General features: G+C 71.5%; 18 protein-coding genes. 14 read left to right on the top strand and 4 right to left on the bottom strand.

Features of this window, described 5'->3' with window-relative positions; genetic code table 11:
• Positions 1 to 80 precede the first annotated feature (80 nt).
• Together ABT127_RS14640 and ABT127_RS14635 are read right to left on the bottom strand one after the other, a co-directional pair.
• On the bottom strand, positions 81 to 1,412 hold the full coding sequence (locus tag ABT127_RS14640) for an alpha-2,8-polysialyltransferase family protein (protein ID WP_351448881.1): 1,332 nt from the start codon (positions 1,410 to 1,412) through the stop codon (positions 81 to 83).
• The gene (locus ABT127_RS14635; protein ID WP_351448878.1) at positions 1,412 to 2,389 is read right to left on the bottom strand and encodes a glycosyltransferase family 2 protein; all 978 of its coding nucleotides are present in this window, start codon (positions 2,387 to 2,389) and stop codon (positions 1,412 to 1,414) included. The genes ABT127_RS14640 and ABT127_RS14635 overlap by 1 nt, the downstream gene beginning before the upstream one ends.
• 198 nt (positions 2,390 to 2,587) lie before the next feature.
• Between ABT127_RS14635 and ABT127_RS14630 the strand changes: the two genes are divergently transcribed.
• The 5 genes from ABT127_RS14630 (at position 2,588) to ABT127_RS14610 (ending at position 8,742) form a co-directional block, all read left to right on the top strand.
• A complete protein-coding gene (locus ABT127_RS14630) occupies positions 2,588 to 3,919 on the top strand; it encodes a DUF6716 putative glycosyltransferase (protein WP_351448875.1) in 1,332 nt (443 codons plus the stop codon).
• Between the two features lie 56 nt (positions 3,920 to 3,975).
• Positions 3,976 to 5,271 (top strand): cytidylyltransferase domain-containing protein, encoded by a 1,296-nt coding sequence (locus tag ABT127_RS14625; RefSeq protein ID WP_351448872.1) that lies wholly within the window; start codon positions 3,976 to 3,978, stop codon positions 5,269 to 5,271.
• A gap of 14 nt (positions 5,272 to 5,285) precedes the next feature.
• Positions 5,286 to 6,236 (top strand): N-acetylneuraminate synthase family protein, encoded by a 951-nt coding sequence (locus ABT127_RS14620; protein WP_351448869.1) that lies wholly within the window; start codon positions 5,286 to 5,288, stop codon positions 6,234 to 6,236.
• A 79-nt stretch (positions 6,237 to 6,315) separates the two neighbouring features.
• Positions 6,316 to 7,353, top strand: coding sequence for a hypothetical protein (locus ABT127_RS14615; RefSeq protein ID WP_351448866.1), 1,038 nt, complete (start codon positions 6,316 to 6,318; stop codon positions 7,351 to 7,353).
• 222 nt (positions 7,354 to 7,575) lie between these two features.
• Complete coding sequence (locus tag ABT127_RS14610; protein ID WP_351448863.1) at positions 7,576 to 8,742, top strand: Cmx/CmrA family chloramphenicol efflux MFS transporter; 1,167 nt, start codon at positions 7,576 to 7,578, stop codon at positions 8,740 to 8,742.
• Here the strand turns inward: ABT127_RS14610 and ABT127_RS14605 are convergent.
• Positions 8,712 to 9,383 (bottom strand): DUF4097 family beta strand repeat-containing protein, encoded by a 672-nt coding sequence (locus ABT127_RS14605; protein ID WP_351448860.1) that lies wholly within the window; start codon positions 9,381 to 9,383, stop codon positions 8,712 to 8,714. The two genes, ABT127_RS14610 and ABT127_RS14605, sit on opposite strands and share 31 nt — an antisense overlap.
• A 238-nt stretch (positions 9,384 to 9,621) precedes the next feature.
• On the opposite strand from ABT127_RS14605, the gene ABT127_RS14600 reads away from it, so the two are divergent.
• From ABT127_RS14600 to ABT127_RS14565, 8 genes are all read left to right on the top strand, one after another.
• Complete coding sequence (locus ABT127_RS14600) at positions 9,622 to 10,389, top strand: GbsR/MarR family transcriptional regulator (protein ID WP_351448858.1); 768 nt, start codon at positions 9,622 to 9,624, stop codon at positions 10,387 to 10,389.
• A 174-nt stretch (positions 10,390 to 10,563) separates the two neighbouring features.
• On the top strand, positions 10,564 to 11,826 hold the full coding sequence (locus ABT127_RS14595; RefSeq protein WP_351449102.1) for an amidohydrolase: 1,263 nt from the start codon (positions 10,564 to 10,566) through the stop codon (positions 11,824 to 11,826).
• A 314-nt stretch (positions 11,827 to 12,140) separates the two neighbouring features.
• Positions 12,141 to 13,199: a BMP family lipoprotein gene (locus ABT127_RS14590; RefSeq protein WP_351448855.1), complete on the top strand. Its 1,059-nt coding sequence runs from the start codon at positions 12,141 to 12,143 to the stop codon at positions 13,197 to 13,199.
• 233 nt (positions 13,200 to 13,432) lie between these two features.
• On the top strand, positions 13,433 to 14,485 hold the full coding sequence (locus ABT127_RS14585) for a BMP family lipoprotein (RefSeq protein WP_351448852.1): 1,053 nt from the start codon (positions 13,433 to 13,435) through the stop codon (positions 14,483 to 14,485).
• A 156-nt stretch (positions 14,486 to 14,641) separates the two neighbouring features.
• Complete coding sequence (locus tag ABT127_RS14580) at positions 14,642 to 16,231, top strand: ABC transporter ATP-binding protein (RefSeq protein ID WP_351448850.1); 1,590 nt, start codon at positions 14,642 to 14,644, stop codon at positions 16,229 to 16,231.
• A 5-nt stretch (positions 16,232 to 16,236) separates the two neighbouring features.
• Positions 16,237 to 17,367 (top strand): ABC transporter permease, encoded by a 1,131-nt coding sequence (locus ABT127_RS14575; protein ID WP_351449100.1) that lies wholly within the window; start codon positions 16,237 to 16,239, stop codon positions 17,365 to 17,367.
• Positions 17,364 to 18,632, top strand: coding sequence for an ABC transporter permease (locus ABT127_RS14570; RefSeq protein ID WP_351448847.1), 1,269 nt, complete (start codon positions 17,364 to 17,366; stop codon positions 18,630 to 18,632). Before ABT127_RS14575 ends, ABT127_RS14570 begins: the two co-directional genes overlap by 4 nt.
• Positions 18,632 to 19,021, top strand: a complete 390-nt coding sequence (locus ABT127_RS14565) for a cytidine deaminase (RefSeq protein WP_351448844.1) — start codon at positions 18,632 to 18,634, stop codon at positions 19,019 to 19,021. The genes ABT127_RS14570 and ABT127_RS14565 overlap by 1 nt, the downstream gene beginning before the upstream one ends.
• A 68-nt stretch (positions 19,022 to 19,089) precedes the next feature.
• On the opposite strand, the gene ABT127_RS14560 is transcribed toward ABT127_RS14565, so the two are convergent.
• Positions 19,090 to 19,314 (bottom strand): hypothetical protein, encoded by a 225-nt coding sequence (locus ABT127_RS14560; RefSeq protein WP_351448841.1) that lies wholly within the window; start codon positions 19,312 to 19,314, stop codon positions 19,090 to 19,092.
• Between the two features lie 147 nt (positions 19,315 to 19,461).
• On the opposite strand from ABT127_RS14560, the gene ABT127_RS14555 reads away from it, so the two are divergent.
• On the top strand, positions 19,462 to 20,682 hold the full coding sequence (locus ABT127_RS14555; RefSeq protein WP_351448839.1) for a beta-ketoacyl-[acyl-carrier-protein] synthase family protein: 1,221 nt from the start codon (positions 19,462 to 19,464) through the stop codon (positions 20,680 to 20,682).
• Positions 20,683 to 20,736 lie beyond the last annotated feature (54 nt).

Genomic DNA, 20,736 nt, shown 5'->3' with positions numbered 1-20,736 from the left:
CCGCGCCCCTCAGAGCGCGGGGAACTGCGCGGCCGGCCGCGACGGTGGGACGAGTGACGCGCAGCGTGACCGTCCCCGGGTCACCCCTTGACCGACCGCCACGTCCGCCGCGCGCGGCGGGCCACCCGGCGGGCGGTGGAGTTGCGCGGCAGGAACGCCAGGCGCTGCGGGATGCCGCCGGGCAGCCCGAGCGCGGTCAGCCGACGCTTCTTGAAGTACCGCTGGACGCGGGCGTCGAAGTGCTGGGAGAGGAACCGCTCGGCCGCCGGACGCCGCGCGGACAGCACCTGCGGCTGCATGGCGAAGCTCACCGCGGTCACCAGCCCTTCGAGCTGCTTGGGCGGCAGCGGGTCGGCCGGGGTCTCCGCCTCGAGGTCGGGCAGCAGCGCGTCGGCGAGGACCACCGGCACCCGGTTGCTGTTCTGGAACGGCGCGAGGCGATCGAGGAGCGTCCCGGTCCCGATCCGGGCGACGGGCAGCCCGTAGAACGCCGACGCGGTGAACAGCGCCGTCGAGAAGCAGCCGACGACCAGCGCGGGCCGCGCCCTGGCGAACAGCACCTCGGCGAGGACCGGCTGGTCGATCACGGTGAGGTCGACCCCGAGCCGCTCCGCCTCGGCCTCCAGGGCCAGTTCGTAGTCGGCCGGGGCCATCGGGTGCGGCTTGAAGACGAGCGAGCGGTGCCCGCGCTCGACGGCCCCGCGCATCATCCGCAGGTGCAACCGGGTCTCCTCGGCGGGCGTGAGGATGTCCAGGGCGGACAGGTACTGGCCGAGCAGCAGGGCGGCCCCGTCGGGCACCGCGGGCACCTCGCCGCTCGCGCCGGTCAGCGCGCCCATCACCTTCAGGAAGTTCTCGGCGGGCACGATCTCCGGCTCCACGCCGAACTCGCTGAGCAGCACCGGCTTCAGTCCCGGCACCAGATCCAGGTGGAGCAGCCGCCGCACGCGCGTACCGACCAAGGGGTCGATCTTGTTGCGGGTGGGGCCGTAGCTCATCAGCCCGTCCGCGTACGCGTGGATCGGCGCGCCGGTGAAGATCGAGGCGAACGCCAGCGCCGGATTGACCTGGAGGGACTCCAGGACCAGTTCGAGCCGGTCGTCGCCGAGCCGCCACAGCATCCTGAAGTACCGCTCCAGGAGAGGGATGTCGTCCTGGCGCGGGCTCCAGGCGGCCGGGTGCAGCGGGCCGATGGCGTCGTTGAAGCAGAGCACCTCGTCGAAGTGCTTGCGCAGCGCGCCGAACCCGGGCATCTCGTGGACGGGCGTCGAGGTCTCGGGCACCGACGCGTTGTTGAACACCAGCAGGATGCGGCGGTCCGGTTCGCGGAAGCGGTCCGCCTCGATCGCCGCGGCCAGCGTGGCCGCGCCGTACAGCGTGGAGGCGCAGAAGATCTGGGTGGTACGGGGCATCAGGCGGCCGCCTTCGCTGAGGTGACCCGCCGCCGCAGCCTGCGCAGCCGCGCGGCCCGGTCCAGGTCCATGGTGTCGAGGACGTCGGCGAGGAGCGGCTGCGGCATCCGGTCCAGCGCGGCCGCGCTCATCGTGCGCAGCCGCTTGGCGACGGCGGGCTCGAACTTCTCGATCTCCGACAGGTGGTGGGCGATGATCGCGCAGTAGGTGCGGACGGCCTTGGGGAGCAGCTTGTCGGCGTCCCGGTCCGCCGCCGTCTCGGCGAGCACCTCGTCGAAGGCGCGGATGAAGTCGAGCTGGCGCACGTCGCCGATCTGCGTCAGGGACGTCGTCACCCCGCGCCGGTAGAAGACGCCGAGCAGGCTGACGGCGGCGAACGACTCGGCCTCCCGGTGCAGCCGCCAGATCCACGGCCGGTCCTCGGCGGTGCGCAGCCCGTCCGTGAAGTGCAGCAGCCCGCGGTCGAGGAGGCGCCGGTGGTAGACACCGGCCCAGGCGTACGCGTAGTCGACCGAGGTGGTGCGGTCGGCGGGCAGGATCGCCTCGCGCGGGACGAGGACCTCGTCGCGCACCCCCACCGGCACCCGGGAGACCGAACGGGCCCGGCCCCTGGTCTGCACATGGTCGGTGCGCACGAAGTCGCAGCCCAACTCCTCGATGGAGCCGACCAGTTCGGAGAGGTATCCCGCGGCGAGCCAGTCGTCGCCGTCGAGGAACGTCAGATACTCGCCGCGCGCCGCGTCCAGGCCCGTGTTGCGGGCCGTGGCCAGACCTCCGTTCTTCTCGTGTCTGACCAGGACGGCACCGGGCAGCTCGCGTTCCGCACGCGCGAGTATCGCCGGGGTCTCGTCCTTGGAGCAGTCGTCGACGAGAATGAATTCGAAATCGTCGCGAGTGTTTGTGCGAAGACTCCTGAGGGTGTCGGGCGCGTATTGCTGCACGTTGTAGAACGGCACGATGACGGAGAGCTTGACCACCCGTCGGACGCTAAGGGACCGCCTGACATGCGGATTGGCCGACGGCTTGATGTCGGATGAACGACATGTGTCGGAATGGTGAACCGCCGCCGCCACCGTCGAATTCCCGGACTGATTCGCCATTCGGCGATCTGTTGTTAACCGTTTGTTGCGTTCCGGTTGGGCCGCGGCTCGGAATCACTTTCTACGTTCTTCCACGTGCCAGTAAGCAGCAATACGAGGACCGAAAAGGCGCCCGGGGGACCGCTCAGGGCAGCCGTGCTCGCCGATTCCGACACCCGATGGAAGTGGGGCTCGCTCACCGCCGCCCGCCTGCTCGGCGACGACGCCCGCCTCGACGGATACCTGCTCCGGGGCCGCGCCACCCCGACGCCCCGCCAGCTCGGCGAGGTCGGCGTCCGCGCGGACCGCATGAGCGAGGTCACCGCCGTCGAGTTCCTGCGCGGGATGGAGCGCGCGCACCAGGAGTACGACGTGGTCGTCCTCGCCCTCGTCGGCGGAGCCGTCCAGGCCGTACTGCACGGACTCGGGCACGTCTGGCGCGAGGAGCCGCACCGGCCGGTGGTCGTCACCGGCTACGTCGGCGTCGTCTACGAGAAGCTGGCCGACGGACTGCTGCTGCGCCACGGCGCGGACGTCGTCCTCGCCAACTCGGCCTACGACGCGGAGCGTTTCCGTGCCGTGTACGAGGGCGTGGGCGCCGACGCGTCCGCGGTCACCGAGTGCGCGCTGCCGTTCCTCGGCGGCGCGCCCCACACCGGGGAGCACGACCCGTACACGGTCGTCTTCGCGGCGCAGCCCTCCGTGCCGGACACCCCGGCCGACCGGATGTACCTCCTCGAACGCCTGGTCCGGCACGCCCGGCAGCACCCCGACCGCGAGGTGCTGCTCAAGCTGCGCAGCAAGCCCGGCGAACACACCACGCACATCGAGGAGATCCCGTACCAGAAGCTCGCGCAGCGCATCGAGGCGCCCGCCAACTTCCGTCTCGTGTACGGGAACATGGGCGAGGTCCTGGACCGCACCGACCTGCTCGTCACGGTCAGCTCCACCGCCGCCCTCGAAGCCCTGCACCGGCGCATCCCCACCGCGCTCCTCACCGACCTCGGCGTCCGCGAGACCCTGGGCAACCACCACTTCACCGGCTCCGGCTGCCTGGTCTCCTGGGACCAGCTCGACGCGGGCCTGCGCCCCGAGCCGGACCCCGCCTGGGTCGCCCGGCAGGGCGTCGCCGCCGACGGCACGTACGAGCGGGCCTTCGACGGGGCGCGCGCCAGGGTCACCGCCCTGCTCGGCCGCGACCGCCCGGCCCTCGCGCCGTACTACTCCCGCACCACGGCCCCCGGCTACCTGCCGCGCATCCTGGCCCGCCACCACCTCGCGCCCGACGGCAGCCCGCTGCCCGGAGCGCCGGCGGCCGACAGGGACCCCGGCGCCGTCCGCCAGATCGTCCGCAGGGCCGCCCGCGGCGCCTACCGGCACGGCGTGCAGCGCGTCGCCCCCGTCATCCGGCGGATGGGGGAGCTGTGACCCCCACCTTCCCCACACCCCCTGGACACCCTGAACTCCCCGAAGGAGCAGCGCACATGACCGACCCGGAAGCGGTCCAGGCCGCCCCCGTCCGCCGCGTCCTCGCCGTGATCCCGGCGCGCGGCGGCTCCAAGGGCGTACCGGCCAAGAACCTCGCCCCGGTCGGCGGCGTGCCCCTGGTGGCGCGGGCCGTGCGCGAATGCCTGGCCACCCGGCACGTCACCGACGTCGTGGTCTCCACGGACGACGCGGCCATCGCGGCAGCCGCCCGGGAGGCGGGCGCCGAGGTCGTCACCCGGCCCACCGCCATCGCCGGCGACAAGGCCACCTCCGAGGCGGCCGTGCTGCACGCCATGGACGCCCACGAGGCGCTCCAGGGCGCGGCCGTGGACGTGGTGCTGCTCGTCCAGTGCACCAGCCCGTTCCTCGTCCGCGAGGACATCGACGGGGTGGTCGCCGCCGTCGTCGAGGGCGGGGCCGACAGCGCCCTGACCGTCGCCCCCTTCCACGGCTTCGTGTGGCGCGACGCCGCGGACGAGCCGCAGGCCGTCGCCGGCGAGCGGACGGCCTCCGTGGGCGGCTCCGGCACCCTCCTCACCGAGGCGCCCGCCACCGGCGGCGGCTACGGCGTCAACCACGACAAGTCCTTCCGGCCGCGCCGCCAGGACCGCCCCCAGGACCTCCTGGAGACCGGCGCCGTGTACGCGATGGAGGCCACCGGCTTCCGCCGCCACGAGCACCGCTTCTTCGGCCGTACGGAACTGGTGCGCACCGACCCCGCGCGCGTCCTGGAGATCGACGACCCGCACGACCTGGCCCGCGCCCGCGCGCTGGCCCCCCTCTTCGACCAGCGCACCCTTCCCACCAAGGAAGACATCGACGCGGTCGTCCTCGACTTCGACGGCACCCAGACCGACGACAAGGTGCTGATCGACTCCGACGGACGGGAGTTCGTCACCGTGCACCGCGGTGACGGCCTCGGCATCGCGGCCCTCCGCAAGAGCGGCCTCACGATGCTGATCCTGTCCACGGAGGTGAACCCGGTCGTCGCCGCCCGGGCCCGGAAGCTCAAGCTCCCGGTCCTGCACGGCATCGACCGCAAGGACCTCGCACTGAAGCAGTGGTGCGAGGAGCAGGGCATCGCGCCGGAGCGCGTGCTCTACGTCGGCAACGACGTGAACGACCTCCCGTGCTTCGCCGCAGTCGGCTGGCCCGTGGCGGTCGCGAGCGCCCACGACGTCGTACGCGGCGCCGCACGCGCGGTCACCACCGTCCCCGGTGGCGAAGGCGCGATCCGAGAGATCGCCAGCTGGATCCTCGGCCCCTCTCTCGACACCCTCGAAACCACGTAAGGAACGCATCCCTCATGTCTGCTCTCCCCACGCTCAACTCCCGCCTGCGCACCTTCGGTTCGCGGACCGCGGGCCCCGGTCACCCCGTCTACATCACGGGTGAGATCGGCATCAACCACAACGGCGACCTGGAGAACGCGTTCAAGCTGATCGACGTCGCCGCCGAGGCCGGCTGCGACGCCGTCAAGTTCCAGAAGCGCACCCCCGAGATCTGCACCCCGCGCGACCAGTGGGACATCGAGCGCGACACCCCCTGGGGTCGCATGACGTACATCGACTACCGCCACCGCGTCGAGTTCGGCGAGGACGAGTACCGCAAGATCGACGAGCACTGCAAGAAGCGCGGCATCGACTGGTTCGCCTCCCCGTGGGACACCGAGGCCGTCGCCTTCCTGGAGAAGTTCGACGTCCCGGCCCACAAGGTCGCCTCCGCCTCGCTCACCGACGACGAGCTGCTGCGCGCCCTGCGCGCCACCGGCCGCACGGTCATCCTCTCCACCGGCATGTCGACCCCGAAGCAGATCCGGCACGCGGTCGAGGTCCTCGGCAGCGACAACATCCTGATGTGCCACGCCACCTCGACCTACCCGGCGCAGGCCGAGGAGCTGAACCTCCGCGTCATCAACACCCTCCAGGCCGAGTACCCGAACGTCCCGATCGGCTACTCCGGCCACGAGACCGGCCTGCAGACCACCCTCGCGGCCGTCGCCCTCGGCGCCACCTTCGTCGAGCGCCACATCACCCTCGACCGCGCCATGTGGGGCTCCGACCAGGCCGCCTCGGTGGAGCCGCAGGGCCTGCAGCGCCTGGTCCGCGACATCCGCACCATCGAGGCCTCCCTCGGTGACGGCGTCAAGAAGGTCTACGAGTCCGAGCTCGGCCCGATGAAGAAGCTCCGCCGGGTCGCGGGCGTCGTCGCCGAGTCCGAGATCGCCGTCGCCGCCGGCGAGCCGGTCGGCGTCTGATCCACCGGTTCGTCGAGCCACGGGCGGTCCGGCACGGTCGACGTGCCGGACCGCCCCGGCGTCCCTCGGGAGGGGTCGCATGTCCAGCAGCGGTACGTTGTGCTTCGTCGAGAGCCCGGTACAACTCCTCAACGTTCTCGAATGGGCTCACTCCGACGGGCCGGCCGGCGGCCACGCCACCGTCGTCGTGCTCTCGCCCACCGACCCCATGACCCGAGGCCAGCTCCGCCGTGTCGCCGAACTCGCCCGCGAGGAAGGCCACACGGTGCGCTGGGAGGAGGCGCGCGGCGGCGCGGCCGCTCCCTTCCAGACGATCGGCGGTCTCGCCGGGCCGCTGCGCGCGGCGGACCGGATCGTGCTCGGCGACCCGTTCTCCCGCTACGTCCAGCTGCTGCTCACCATCACCCGCGCCCGCGATCTCGTCGTGGTCGACGACGGCACCGCCACCATGGAGTTCGTCAGCCAACTCGCGGGCGGGGAGCGGCTGGTGCGCTGGCACCGGCGCGGCGGCCGGCCCGCCCCGCGCGACCTCGTCTTCGGCCCCGTCGCCTCGGCGGCCCGGCGCCGGCTCACCCCGCGCGCCGGGGGCCGCCGCTCGGTCTCCCTGTTCACCTCCATGCCGGTGGAGGGGGTGCCGGAGGGGGTGACGGTGACCGAGAACACGTACGCCTGGACCCGCGCGCGGTTCGGTCCGCCACGGCTGACCCGGGGTGCCGACCTGGTCGGAACGTCGCTGGTGGAGACGGGAGTCGTCGACCTCGACCGCTACCTCGTCGCGGTCCGCGAACTGGCCGCCGCGCACGGCGCCACCCGCTACTTCGCCCACCGCCGCGAGAGCGCCGACAAACTCCACCGGCTCGCCGTCGAGACCGGCCTGGAGGTCGTCCGCCCGGACCTCCCCCTGGAACTCATCGCCCGCCGCGGCCCCATCGGCCGTACGATCCTCAGCTTCCCGTCGACCGTCGTGCACACCCTGCCCATCGCGCTGGAGGGCACCGGCGTGAAGGTCGCCGTCTGCGAGATCGACCCGGCCTGGCTGACCGCGGGCGTCTCCGCCCACGCCCAGGGCTTCCTGGCCGGCATCGCGGACTCGGCCCGCGACGTCCGCACGGTCTGAACCTGCGGCCGGCCCCCACCGGAGCCGCGGAAAAGGGACGACCGCGCCGAGCCCGAGCCGGATAGGGTGCGGAGCATGAGCAGCCCCGAGTCGGACACACCCCAGCCACCGGCGGCATCCGTCCGGTGGCTGCCCCGCACCACGCGCTGAGGCGATTCCACCGTCGGCACCCGCCGGCCCGCGACCACGTCACCACACCTCTGTACGGTCACGGAGTCCGCTGTGCCCCTCACGCTCTATCTGCTCGCCCTCGCCGTCTTCGCGCAGGGCACCTCCGAGTTCATGCTGTCGGGACTCGTCCCCGGCATCGCCCAGGACCTGGGCGTCTCCGTCCCGGCCGCGGGATCGCTCACGTCGGCCTTCGCGGCCGGGATGATCGTCGGCGCCCCGGCCATGACGCTGCTGGTGCTGCGCCGCTCGCGCCGGGCGACCCTGTTCGCCTTCCTGGCGGTGTTCCTGCTCGCGCACGTGGCAGGAGCGCTCACCACGAGCTACGCCGTCCTGCTCGCGACCCGGATCGTCGCCGCGCTCGCCAACGCCGGGTTCCTCGCCGTCGCGCTGGCCACCGCCGCGGCGCTGGTGGGCCCGGACGCCACGGGCCGGGCCACGTCGGTGCTGCTCGGCGGCACCACGCTCGCCTGTGTCGTCGGGGTGCCCGGCGGCGCCCTGCTCGGCCAGTTCCTCGGCTGGCGGGCCGCCTTCTGGGCCGTCGCGGCGCTCTGCCTGCCCGCGCTCGTCGCGGTGGCGCGCTCGGTCCCGGCGGGCCGGCCGGGCGGCGACGCCCACGGGAACGTACGGGACGAGCTGCGGGTCCTGCGCGGTCCGCGCCTGCTGGTCGTCCTCGCGCTCGGCGCCCTGGTGAACGCCGCCACGTTCTGCACCTTCACCTACCTGGCCTCCGTCGCGACCGAGGTGACCGGAGTGGCCCGGCCGTGGATCCCGGCGCTGCTGGCGCTCTTCGGGCTCGGCTCGTTCGTGGGTGTCACCGTGGCGGGCCGCTTCTCGGACGCCCGGCCGCTGCCGGTGCTCGTCGGCGGCGGGGCGGCGCTCTGCGCGGGCTGGACGCTGTTCACCTGGGCGGCGTCCAGCGTCCCGGCGACCCTCGTCCTCGCCTTCGTCCAGGGCGCGTTGTCCTTCGCCGTCGGCTCGACGCTGATCGCGCGGGCCCTGCACGCGGCGTCGGGTGCGCCCCTGCTGGCGGGCGGTTGTGCGACGGCCGCTCTCAACGTCGGTGCGGCGCTGGGCCCCTGGGCCGGCGGCCTGGTGATCGACGGCGGTCTCGGCGAGCGGGCCGTGCCGGCGGTGAGCGCGGCGCTGGTGGCCCTGGCGCTGGTGGCCGGGGCCGCCGCCTTCGGCCGTCAGAGGCTGCGGGCGGCGATGTCGCCGTAGCCGGTGGTCGCGTGGATGGTGAGGCCGGCGGCGGCGCCGTCGGCGTTCCGCAGGGCGTTGCTCACCCGTCCGTAGGAGGTACCGGCGTCGAGCGTGGCGGAGACGCCACGAGCGGCGCCGACGCTCACGTCACCGGCCTCGGTGCGCAGGGTGACCGTTCCGCGGGTGGCCTCGGCGACGCTCAGGTCGCCCTTCACGGTGCTGATCCGCGCGTCCCCGGTCAGCCGGCCGACCGAGATGTCGCCGTCCTTGAGGTCGAGGCGGACGCTCGCGGCCTCGTCCAGCTTGACCGGCCCCTGCGCGCTCTCGAAGACGACGTCACCGAGGCGGCCGACGCCCCGCAGCTCGGCGGCGCCGGCCGTCGCCTCGACGTGCGAGCCGGCCGGCAGCTGCACGGTCACCTCGACGGTGCCGGACGAGCCGAGGAGCCGGTTCTTCGCGGCCGGGGCCGTGATCCGCAGCCGGCCGTCGGCGTAGCCGACCTCGATCCGCTCGGCCGCCTGCACGTCGCGGCCCTTCGTGGCGTCGGCCGGCCGGACCTCGACGACGGTGTCCGCCCGGTCGGCGGCGATGAGCTGGATGCGGCCCGCGGGAATGTCGAGGACGGCGGAAATGGTGGCGGGGGTGGCGAACTTCTGCATCACTGACTCCTTGACTCGTCGTTTCTGATGAGTGAAACGCTACGTTGCGTTCATGGATCGAGCAACACCTACGTTGCATGAAAGTGCAGTCTTTGCAGCTCAAGGCCTCTATTTCGTTGCAACGGACCGTCAGGTAACGCAACAAGCCTTACGCTGTTCGTTGCAACAGAATGAAAGTGAACGCTATAGTCCTGGCGACAGGGAGCAGCGCGCACCACCACGGACGAAGGAGACGGCGATGCCGGGAGGCAGGCTCACCCAGCAGGAACGGCAGCAGATCGCGCTGGGACTGGCCGACGGCCTCGCCTACGCCGAGATCGCCCGGCGCCTGGACCGCCCCACCTCGACCGTCACCCGCGAGGTGATGCGCAACGGCGGCCCGACCTCGTACCGCGCCGACCTCGCCCACCGCGCCACCGAGCAGCGGGCCCACCGGCGCAGGCAGGCCGCGCCCCGGGGCGCCCAGCCGGCCGCGCGGGCCGACGGGCGCGACGACGCGGCGGTGCGCGAGTTCGAGGAGACGTTCACCACCGTCATGATGGCCTCGGGCATGCCCAAGATGATGGCCCGCGTGCTGTCCAGCATCTGCCTCAGCGACTCGGGCAGCCTCACCGCGGCCGAACTCGTCCAGCGGCTCCAGGTCAGCCCGGCGTCCGTCTCCAAGGCGATCGCCTTCATCGAGGGGCTCGGCATGGTGCGCCGGGAGCGCGACGAGCGCCGTCGCGAGCGCTATGTCGTCGACGACGACATCTGGTACCAGTCCATGGTCGCAAGTGCCCAGGCCACCGCCCGGATCGTGGCCATCGCCCGCGAGGGATCGGGTCTGCTCGGCCCGGCGACCCCGGTCGGCGTCCGCCTGGAGAACATCGCCCGCTTCCTCGACTTCGTCTCCGAGAACACCGCCCGCGCCGCGGAGCAGGCCCGCTCGATCCTCCACACGAAGCCGGCCGGAGCGGAGTCCGGCGAGGGTGCGCAAGACGCCGGTGAGCCGACTCCCGGCGACTGACGGCCGCGCGCCGTTCGCATCCGGTCCGACCGCAGGTCGAAAGAGTCTGCATACCCTTCCTGAGCGATCGACATGCGCAGCACCGCTAGATTTCTTACGTCAATCTGGCTGAACTTTTGTTGATCGACCGTTAGTTGGCCCCTGCGTCGCCCTACCCTTCACAGGGTGAACCAGATGAAGTCCCGAGAGTCCGAGGCCGAACAGCCGGGGGAAGCCGCCGGGGAACCCGCCCCGGGCGCCGTGCTCCCCGGCACGCTGCCCGAAGCCCTGCGTGCCGAACTCATCGCCTTCCGGCGTGACTTGCACATGCACCCCGAGCTGGGCAACCAGGAGTTCCGCACCACCGCCGCGCTCAAGGCGCGCCTCGAGCAGGCGGGGCTCGTCCCGCGCGTGCTCGGCATGGGGACCGGGCTCATCTGCGACATCGGCACCGAGGACGGCGAGTGGCGCGGCGGGCGCGGCATGTTCGCGCTGCGCGCCGACATCGACGCGCTGCCCATCCCGGACACCAAGGTCACCTGCGCCTACCGGTCCACCGTGCCCGACCGCGCGCACGCCTGCGGGCACGACGTGCACACCACCGTCGTGCTCGGCGCCGGGCTCGTCCTCGCCGAGCTGCACCGGCAGGGCCTGCTGCCGCACCCGGTGCGGCTGATCTTCCAGCCGGCCGAGGAGGTGCTGCCCGGCGGCGCTCCCGACGCCATCGAGTGCGGAGTCCTGGAAGGCGTACGGAAGATCGTCGGCGTGCACTGCGACCCGAAGGTCGACGCCGGGCGGATCGGGCTGCGGGCCGGTGCCATCACCTCGGCGTGCGACCGCCTGGAGGTCACCCTCGACGGGCCCGGCGGGCACACCGCGCGCCCGCACCTGACCACCGACCTCGTGGTCGCCGCCGCCCGGGTCGCCACCGATGTGCCCGCCCTGGTCGGCCGCCGGGTCGACGCCCGCTCCGGGCTCTCCGTCACCTGGGGGCGCCTGGAGACCGGCCACGCCTGCAATGTGATCCCGCAGCACGCCGAGCTGTCCGGCACCGTGCGCTGCCTGGACCTGGACGCCTGGCGGCAGGCGCCCGACCTGGTGCACGGGGCCGTCCAGGAGATCGCCGACCTGTACCGGGCCAAGCCGGTCGTGAACTACGTGCGCGGGGTGCCGCCGGTCGTCAACGACCCCGCGGTGACCGAGCTTCTGCGCGACGCCATGACCGCCCGGCTCGGTGCCGACTCCGTCGAGGACACCCCGCAGAGCCTGGGCGGCGAGGACTTCTCCTGGTACCTGGAGCACGTTCCCGGCGCCATGGCCCGGCTCGGTGTGAAGGCGCCGGGCGACCGGGTCAGCCGGGATCTGCACCAGGGCGACTTCGACGCCGACGAGTACGCGATCACGGTGGGCGTCGAACTCTTCACCGCCGCCGCCCTCTTGGACGCCGATCTCGCCTGACCGCCCGCCGGGTCGCGCAGTTTCCGCGCCCCTGAGGCATGCGCTCCGCGCGGCCTCATCGATGAGATGCCGCACGAAGTGCGCATCTCAGGGGCGCGGGGAACTGCGCGACCAGCCCCACTCGACCGACAGCCGCCCCCCTCCGAAACGCCCCCTTTCGTCCCCGGCGTCCCCCCACGACACCCAGATGTAACCCACCCCCGCCACGATCCGATAACGGCGGAGCCGAACCCGCTTCCGCGGCCCTTCTACGCGCGTTACGCTCCGCCGAACTCAACGCCCTTCGCGGCGTGTTGACGAAGGAGCAGCCCATCATGCGTCGTTCTGTCACGTCCCGGCTCACGCGGACCGCCGTGGTCGTCACCGGTCTCGCCCTCGCCGCCACCGCCTGCGGCGGCACCAGCGGGGACAAGGCCGCCTCCGAGGGGAAGAGCAAGAACCTCGGCATCGGCCTCGCCTACGACGTCGGCGGGCGCGGTGACCAGTCCTTCAACGACGCCGCGTACGCGGGCATGAAGAAGGCCACCGACGAGTTCGGTTACAAGAGCAAGGACCTCGAGCCGAGCGACGGCGAGTCCGACGCCGACAAGACCGCCCGCCTGGAGTCGATGGCCAAGCAGGGCTACAACCCCGTCATCGGGGTCGGCTTCGCCTACGCGCCCGCCGTCAAGGCCGCCGCGGCCAAGTACCCGAAGACCTCCTTCGGCATCGTCGACGACTCGACGATCACCGCGAAGAACGTCGCGGACCTGGTCTTCAGCGAGGAGCAGGCCTCCTACCTGGCGGGCGTCGCCGCCGCCAAGGCCACCAAGTCGGACGTCGTCGGCTTCGTGGGCGGTGTGGACGTCCCGCTGATCCACAAGTTCGGCGCGGGCTTCGAGCAGGGCGTCAAGGACACCGACAAGAAGATCAAGGTGATCCCGCAGTACCTGACCGAGACCCCGGCCGAGGGCGGCTTCTCCAGCCCCGACAAGGGCAAGACCGCCGCCGAGGGCCAGATAGAGAAGGGCGCCGACGTGGTCTACCACGCGGCCGGCCTCTCCGGTCAGGGCGTCATCCAGGCCGCCGCCGCGCACAAGGTGTGGGCGATCGGCGTGGACTCCGACCAGTACCAGCAGGAAGCCCTCGCCCAGTACAAGGACTACATCCTCACCTCGGCCACCAAGGACGTCGGCGGCGCGGTCTACAAGCTGGCCAAGTCGGTGAAGGACGGCAAGCCGCTGTCCGGCGTGACCCGCTTCGACCTGAAGGCGGGCGGCGTCGGCATCACCGACACCAACCCCAAGTTCAAGTCCATCGCCGGTCTCGCGGACGCGGTCGCCAAGGCCAAGCAGGACATCATCGACGGCAAGATCACCGTCGCGACGAAGTAACCCTCGCGGTCGCCGAGCGGGGCGCGGGCCGGTTCCACCGGCCGGCGCCCCGCTTTGCTGCGTCGCGGACGCACCGGCTCCACCGCGGTCCACCGCGCCCGACTTAAGGCTTTCAGTACAGCCCGATAACAGTGCGGAGAAGGGGGTTCTATGTTCTGTCTACGCGCGTTAATCTGCGGCGAAAGCAGCGCCGTCCGGAACGCCGTCGGTGCATGTACGAAGGAGCTCATCCCATGCGCCGGGTTTCCCGAATAGCGCTCGCAGGCACTGCGACCGTCGCCCTCGCCGCGTCCCTCGCCGCTTGCGGCGGCACGTCCTCCGACGCCTCGAAGCAGAGCGACGGCGGCAAGTCCAAGGGTCTCGCCATCTCCTACGACGTCGGCGGCAAGGGTGACCAGTCCTTCAACGACGCCGCGTACGAGGGCCTGAAGAAGTCCGAGAAGGCCTTCGGCTACAAGGGTACCGACGTCGAGCCGAGCGACGGCGAGTCGGACGCCGACAAGACCGCGCGCCTGGTCGCCCTCGCCAAGCAGGGCTACAACCCCATCGTCGGCGTCGGCTTCGCCTACGCGCCCGCCGTCAAGGAGGCCGCGGCCAAGTATCCGAACGTCACCTTCGGCATCGTCGACGACTCGACGGTCCAGGCGAAGAACGTCGCGGACCTCGTCTTCAGCGAGCAGGAGGCCTCCTACCTGGCGGGCGTCACGGCCGCCAAGGCGACGAAGTCGAACGTCGTGGGCTTCGTCGGCGGTGTGGACGTCCCGCTGATCCACAAGTTCGAGGCGGGCTTCGAGCAGGGCGTCAAGGACACCAACAAGAAGGCCAAGGTGATCCCGCAGTTCCTGACGGAGACCGCGGCCGAGGGCGGCTTCTCCAGCCCGGACAAGGGCAAGACCGCCGCCGAGGGCCAGATCGACAAGGGTGCCGACGTGGTCTACCACGCGGCCGGCCTGTCCGGTCAGGGCGTCATCCAGGCCGCCGCGGAGCACAAGGTCTGGGCGATCGGCGTCGACTCCGACCAGTACAAGCAGGAAGCCCTCGCCAAGTACAAGAAGTACATCCTGACCTCCGCGACGAAGGACGTCGCCAAGGCCGTGTACAACCTGGCCAAGTCGGTCCAGGATGGCAAGCCCGAGACCGGTGTCATCACCGGTGACCTCAAGTCCGGTGAGGTCGCCCTGGCCGGCTCGAACCCGGAGTTCGCGGACAACGCGGACCTGCAGAAGGCTCTGAAGACTGCCCAGGAGAAGATCATCAGCGGCGAGATCAAGGTCAACACCAAGTAGCCGTAACCAGCGGGACACGTTCTGGGAACGGGGTGCGGGGAGGCTGAGGACAGTGCCTTCCCTCACCCCGTTTGTCCGGATTGTGCCCAACTCGCAGTGCCGTAGGGGCTCTACGCGCGTAGTCATAGGCGTCGGCCCCCTGTCCATTCCACAGGAGTGTGCGCCATCAACGCGTCCAGCAGCCCGCCGGCCGTCGAACTGACCGGCATCACCAAACGCTTCCCCGGCGTCGTCGCCAACCACGACATCCACCTCACCGTCCACAAGGGCACCGTCCACGCCCTCGTCGGGGAGAACGGTGCGGGCAAGTCGACGCTGATGAAGATCCTCTACGGCATGCAGAAGCCGGACGAGGGCACCATCGCCATCGACGGCGAGGCCGTCTCGTACGCCTCGCCCGCCGACGCCATCGCGCGCGGCATCGGCATGGTGCACCAGCACTTCATGCTCGCCGACAACCTCACGGTCCTGGAGAACGTGGCGCTCGGCAGCGAGAAGCTGTACGGGATCGGGGCCCGCGCCCGCAAGAAGATCCTGGAGATATCCGAGCGCTACGGCCTCGGGGTGCGCCCGGACGTCCTCGTCGAGGACCTCGGCGTCGCCGACCGCCAGCGCGTGGAGATCCTCAAGGTCCTCTACCGCGGCGCCACCACCCTGATCCTCGACGAGCCGACCGCCGTGCTCGTGCCGCAGGAGGTCGACGCGCTCTTCGACAACCTGCGCGAGCTCAAGGCCGAGGGCCTGTCCGTCATCTTCATCTCGCACAAGCTCGGCGAAGTCCTCTCCGTGGCCGACGAGATCACCGTCATCCGGCGCGGCACCACGGTCGGCACCGCCGTCCCGGCCGAGACCACCCCGCGCCAGCTCGCCGAGCTGATGGTCGGCTCCGAACTGCCGACCCCGGAGACCTCCGAGTCGACCGTCACCGACCGCCCGGTGCTCACCGTCGAGGGCCTGCGCCTGGACGCCGAGGGCGGCCGTCCGCTCCTGGACGACATCTCCTTCACCATCCACGCCGGTGAGGTCCTCGGCCTCGCGGGCGTCGAGGGCAACGGCCAGACCGAGCTGATCGACGCGATCATCGGCCTCAAGCACGCCGACTCCGGCACCATCGCGCTGGAGGCCGACGAGATCACCGCCTGGTCCACCCGCAAGCGCCGCGAGCGGGGCGTCGGGTACATCCCCGAGGACCGCCACCGCCACGGACTCCTCCTGGAGTCCCCGCTGTGGGAGAACCGGATCCTCGGCCACGTCACCGAGAAGCCGAACGCGAAGGGCGTCCTGCTCGACATCAAGGCCGCGCAGGCCGACACCCGGCGCATCGTCGAGGAGTACGACGTGCGCACGCCCGGCATCGACGTCACCGCGGCGTCGCTCTCCGGCGGCAACCAGCAGAAGCTGATCGTCGGCCGCGAGATGAGCCACAACCCGCGCTTTCTCATCGCCGCGCACCCCACGCGCGGTGTGGACGTCGGCGCGCAGGCGCAGATCTGGGACCAGATCCGCGAGGCCCGCCGCGAAGGACTCGCGGTGCTGCTGATCTCCGCCGACCTCGACGAGCTGATCGGCCTCTCGGACACCCTGCGCGTGATCTACCGGGGACGGCTCGTCGCCGACGCCGACCCGGCCACCATCACGCCGGAGGAGCTGGGCTCGGCGATGACCGGCGCGGCCTCCGGTCACCTGGAACACGTAAGCGAAGACGCCGAAGTCCCGGCGACCCGTCAGCCGGAGGACGAGTCCTGATGGCCATGAAGAACACGTTCGACAAGGAGCGACTGCTCCTCGGGGCGGCCGGTCCGGTCATCGCCCTGGTGACGTCGGTCGTCCTGACCTCGATCGTGCTGGTCCTTTCGGGCAAGAGCCCGATCGAGCCCTACACGATCATGTTCACCCAGGCCACGTACTCCGACGTGCAGGTCCTGATCATCAACCAGGCCGCCATGTACTATCTGGCCGCCCTCGCGGTGGCCATCGGCTTCCGGATGAACCTGTTCAACATCGGCGTCGACGGCCAGTACCGGCTCGCCGCGATGGTCGCCGCCATCGTCGGCGCGAAGGTGGCGCTGCCCGCCGCCCTCCAGCTGCCGATGCTGATCATCGTCGCGATGCTCACCGGCGCCATGTGGGCCGGTATCGCGGGCATCCTGAAGGTGACGCGCGGCGTCAGCGAGGTCGTCGCGACGATCATGCTGAACTCCATCGCCTCCGGCCTGATCGGCTACCTCTACCTGCCCGAGATCTTCGGCGTGCAGGTCGGCAACAACAAGACGACCGGGCAGATGCACGAGTCCGGCTGGTTCCCGGGCATCAACATGGGCGCCTCCGGCGAGATCTACGGCTTCGTGGTCATCGCCGCGCTGCTCGGCGTCGTCTACTGGTTCGTGCTCAACCGCACCCGCTTCGGCTTCGACCTGCGCGCCACCGGCTCCTCCGAGTCGGCCGCGGCCGCCTCCGGCGTCGACGCCAAGCGCATGGTGCTGACCGCGATGCTGGTCTCCGGCGGCCTCGCGGGCCTGGCCGGCATGCCGCTGCTGCTCGGTGAGGCGCACACCTACAGCCTCACCTTCCCGACCACCATCGGCTTCACCGGCATCACGATCGCCCTGCTCGGCCGCAACAGCCCGGTCGGCATCGCCTTCGCCTCCCTCCTGATCGCCTGGCTCGACAAGGCCTCGCAGCAGCTCGACTTCGAGGGCTACGACAAGGAGATCGCGACGATCATGCAGGGCATCATCGTGATCGCCGTCGTCGTCTCCTACGAGTCCGTACGCGTCTGGGGGCAGCGCCGCCAGCAGCGCCGGGTCGGCATCGAACTCGGCACCGCGCTCGCGCGGCCCACCGACACCAACGACCTCAAGAAGGAGGTGGCTGCCCGATGAGCACGGCTACGGTCCTCGACAAGAAGCCCGCGTCGCAGCCCGCACCCGGCGGCCGCCGCAGACTGTCCCTCCCCATCACAATGATCGTCATCGCCGCGGTCCTGGCGCTGACCTCCCTGGTCCGCCTGATCACCGACGCGGACGGCATCACGAACGTCAGCCAGATGGCGACGGCCCTCCAGCTCGCCGTGCCGATCGGCCTCGCCGGTCTCGGCGGCCTGTGGGCCGAGCGCGCGGGCGTGGTCAACATCGGCCTCGAAGGCATGCTGATCCTCGGCACCTGGTTCGGTGCCTGGGCCGGCTACCAGTGGGGCCCGTGGGTCGGCGTGCTCGCCGGCATCATCGGCGGCGCGATCGGCGGCCTGCTGCACGCGGTCGTCACGGTCACCTTCAACGTGAACCACATCGTCTCCGGTGTGGCCATCAACATCCTCGCGCTGGGCGTCACCCGCTACCTCTCCAACTTCACGTTCGAGGGCGTCGAGGGCGGCACCACCAAGCAGTCCCCGCCGGTCGACTCCCTCGGCACGATCACCGTCCCAGGTCTTTCCGACTGGCTGACGACCCTGAACGAGAAGCACTGGTTCCTGATCTCGGACATCGCCGGTCTGCTGGGCGGTCTGGTCACGGACCTGTCCCCGCTGACGATCCTCGCCGTCGCGCTCATCCCGTTCACCTGGTGGGTGCTGTGGCGGACCTCGTTCGGGCTTCGCCTGCGCTCCTGCGGCGAGAACCCGGTCGCGGCCGAGTCGCTGGGCGTCAACGTCATCAAGTACAAGTACATCGCCGTGATCATCTCCGGCGGCCTGGCGGGCCTCGGCGGCGCGTTCCTGTCGATCGTCGCCAACCCCTTCTACCTGGAGGGCCAGACCGCCGGTAAGGGCTACATCGGCCTCGCCGCGATGATCTTCGGCAACTGGATGCCGGGCGGACTCGCCCTCGGCGCCGGTCTGTTCGGCTACACCGACAGCCTCAAGCTGCGCGGCGGCACGGAGAACGTGCACGCGCTGCTGCTCCTCGTCGCCCTGCTCCTGGTGATCGGCGCGGTCTGGATGCTGGTGCGGAAGAAGTACGTCGCCGGCGCGGTCTGCGCCGTCGTGGCCGCCGCTACGGCAGTCTGGTACGCCACCACGGACGACGTGCCGACCCAGCTCGTCACGGCGACCCCGTACATCGTCACGCTGCTCGTCCTGTCCTTCTCCGCGCAGCGCCTGCGGATGCCGAAGGCGGACGGCCAGCCCTACCGGAAGGGCCAGGGCACGTGATGACGGACGCCGACTGGGAGGCGCTGCGGCAGGCGGCCCGCGAGGCCATGTCCCGCGCGTACGCCCCGTACTCGGGCTTCCCGGTCGGCGCGGCCGCCCGCGTCGACGACGGCCGCACGGTGACCGGCTGCAACGTGGAGAACGCGTCGTACGGGCTCGGCCTGTGCGCCGAGTGCGGCCTGGTCTCCCAGCTCGCCGCGACGGGCGGCGGCCGCCTCACCCACTTCACGTGCGTGGACGGCAAGGGCGACATCCTGATGCCGTGCGGCCGCTGCCGCCAGCTGCTGTACGAGTTCGGCGGCGCCCAGCTGCTCCTGGAGACGTCCGCCGGAGTACGCACGCTGGGCGACATGCTCCCCGACGCCTTCGGCCCGGACCAGCTCGTCTGAGCCGCCCGCACCACGGCGTACGGCCGCTCCTCCTCCGGGAGGGGCGGCCGTGGTGCGTGGCGGCCGCTTCAGTCTCCGGCGCACTCCTCGGCGTACATGGTGCTCTCGTAGTGCACCGCCATCCCGGGGCCCGGTGACGGCAGGGCCAGGCTCGCGGCGACCGCGGGACAGTCGGTCTCGCCCTCCTGGCCGGACGGCTCACCGGAAGTGCGCAGGCTCGTGAGCCCCATCGCCACGAGCATCAGGGCAGCCCAGGCTCCGACGATCCACCACCAGCGGGGCCGTCCCCTCATGCTCGCACCTCCGTCATTGTGACAACCCCACAAAGTGTGCGGGCCGAATCGCTCGCCTCCCGGGCTTCAGCACAGGCTGCTCGCTGTGATGGTCTCAGAACACATCGCGATCCGTCTTGTGAACTACCTATAAGGGAGGAAGCCGAGATGCCCGAGCGGGAAACGGTCCTGGTGACCGGCGCCGGAGCGACCACCCCGGTGGGCGGCGACGCCGCGGCCACCTGGGCAGCGCTGCTGGCCGGAAAGTCCGGGGTGCGCGCCCTGACCCAGGAATGGGCCGCGGAGCTGCCGGTGCACGTCGCCGCCCCGCTCGCCCAGGAGCCGACGGAGGAGCTGTCCCGGGTCGAGGCGCGCAAGCTGGACCGGGTCGAGCAGATCGCGCTGGTCGCCGCCCGGGAGGCGTGGCGGGACGCGGGTGCGCCCGAGGCCGACCCCGTACGGGTCGCCGTCGTGATCGGCACCGGCACCGGCGGCGTCCTCACCACCCTCGGACAGGACGACGTCTTCGAGCGGTCGGGGGCCCGCAGGCTCTCCCCGCACACCGTGCCGATGCTGATGCCCAACGGCCCGGCCGCCTGGGTCAGCATGGACCTCGGCGCCAAGGGGGGCGCCCGCACGCCGGTCAGCGCCTGCGCCTCGGGCGCGGAGGCCCTCGCGCTGGGCCTCGACCTGATCCGGGCGGGCCGCGTGGACGTCGTCGTCGCCGGGGGAGTGGAGGCCTGCCTGCACCCCTTCACGCTCGCCGCGTTCGCGCAGATGAAGGCGCTGTCGCCGCGGGCCGACGACCCCGAGTCGGTCTCCCGCCCCTTCGACACCGCCCGCAGCGGCTTCGTGATGGGCGAGGGCGGCTGCGTCCTGGTCCTGGAACGGGCGGGCTTCGCCCGGGCCCGCGGCGCCCGCGTCCTCGGCACGCTGGCCGGGGCGTCGGTGGGCTCCAGCGCGGACCACATCACGGCCTCGGACGTCGCGGGCCAGGTGGCGGCCATCGGACTGGCGCTGCGGGACGCCGGGTTGAGCTCGCACGACATCGGTCATGTGCACGCCCACGCGACCTCCACCCCGTCCGGCGACCTCGCCGAGGCGGCGGCCGTGCGGCAGGCCGTCGGCGACCACGCCCCGGTCGGCGCCACCAAGTCGATGACCGGGCACATGCTCGGCGCCTCGGGTGCGCTCGGCGCCCTGTCGGCGCTGCTCACTCTCCGGGACGGCATCGCCCCGGCCGTGCGCAACCTGGACGACCTCGATCCGCAGGTCGACCTCGACATCGTGCGCGGCGAGAACCGCACCGGCCGCTGGGACGCAGCCCTCGCCAACTCCTTCGGATTCGGCGGGCACAACGTGAGCCTGGTGTTCACCGGAGACCACTGAGGCCGACGGTCTTCCCGCCGTGCATCTATGCGCGTAGAGTCGGTCGGGTCACCT

This window comes from Streptomyces sp. NPDC001904 (assembly GCF_040297005.1).
Classification (GTDB): domain Bacteria; phylum Actinomycetota; class Actinomycetes; order Streptomycetales; family Streptomycetaceae; genus Streptomyces.
This window is presented reverse-complemented; position numbering and strand designations above follow the sequence as displayed.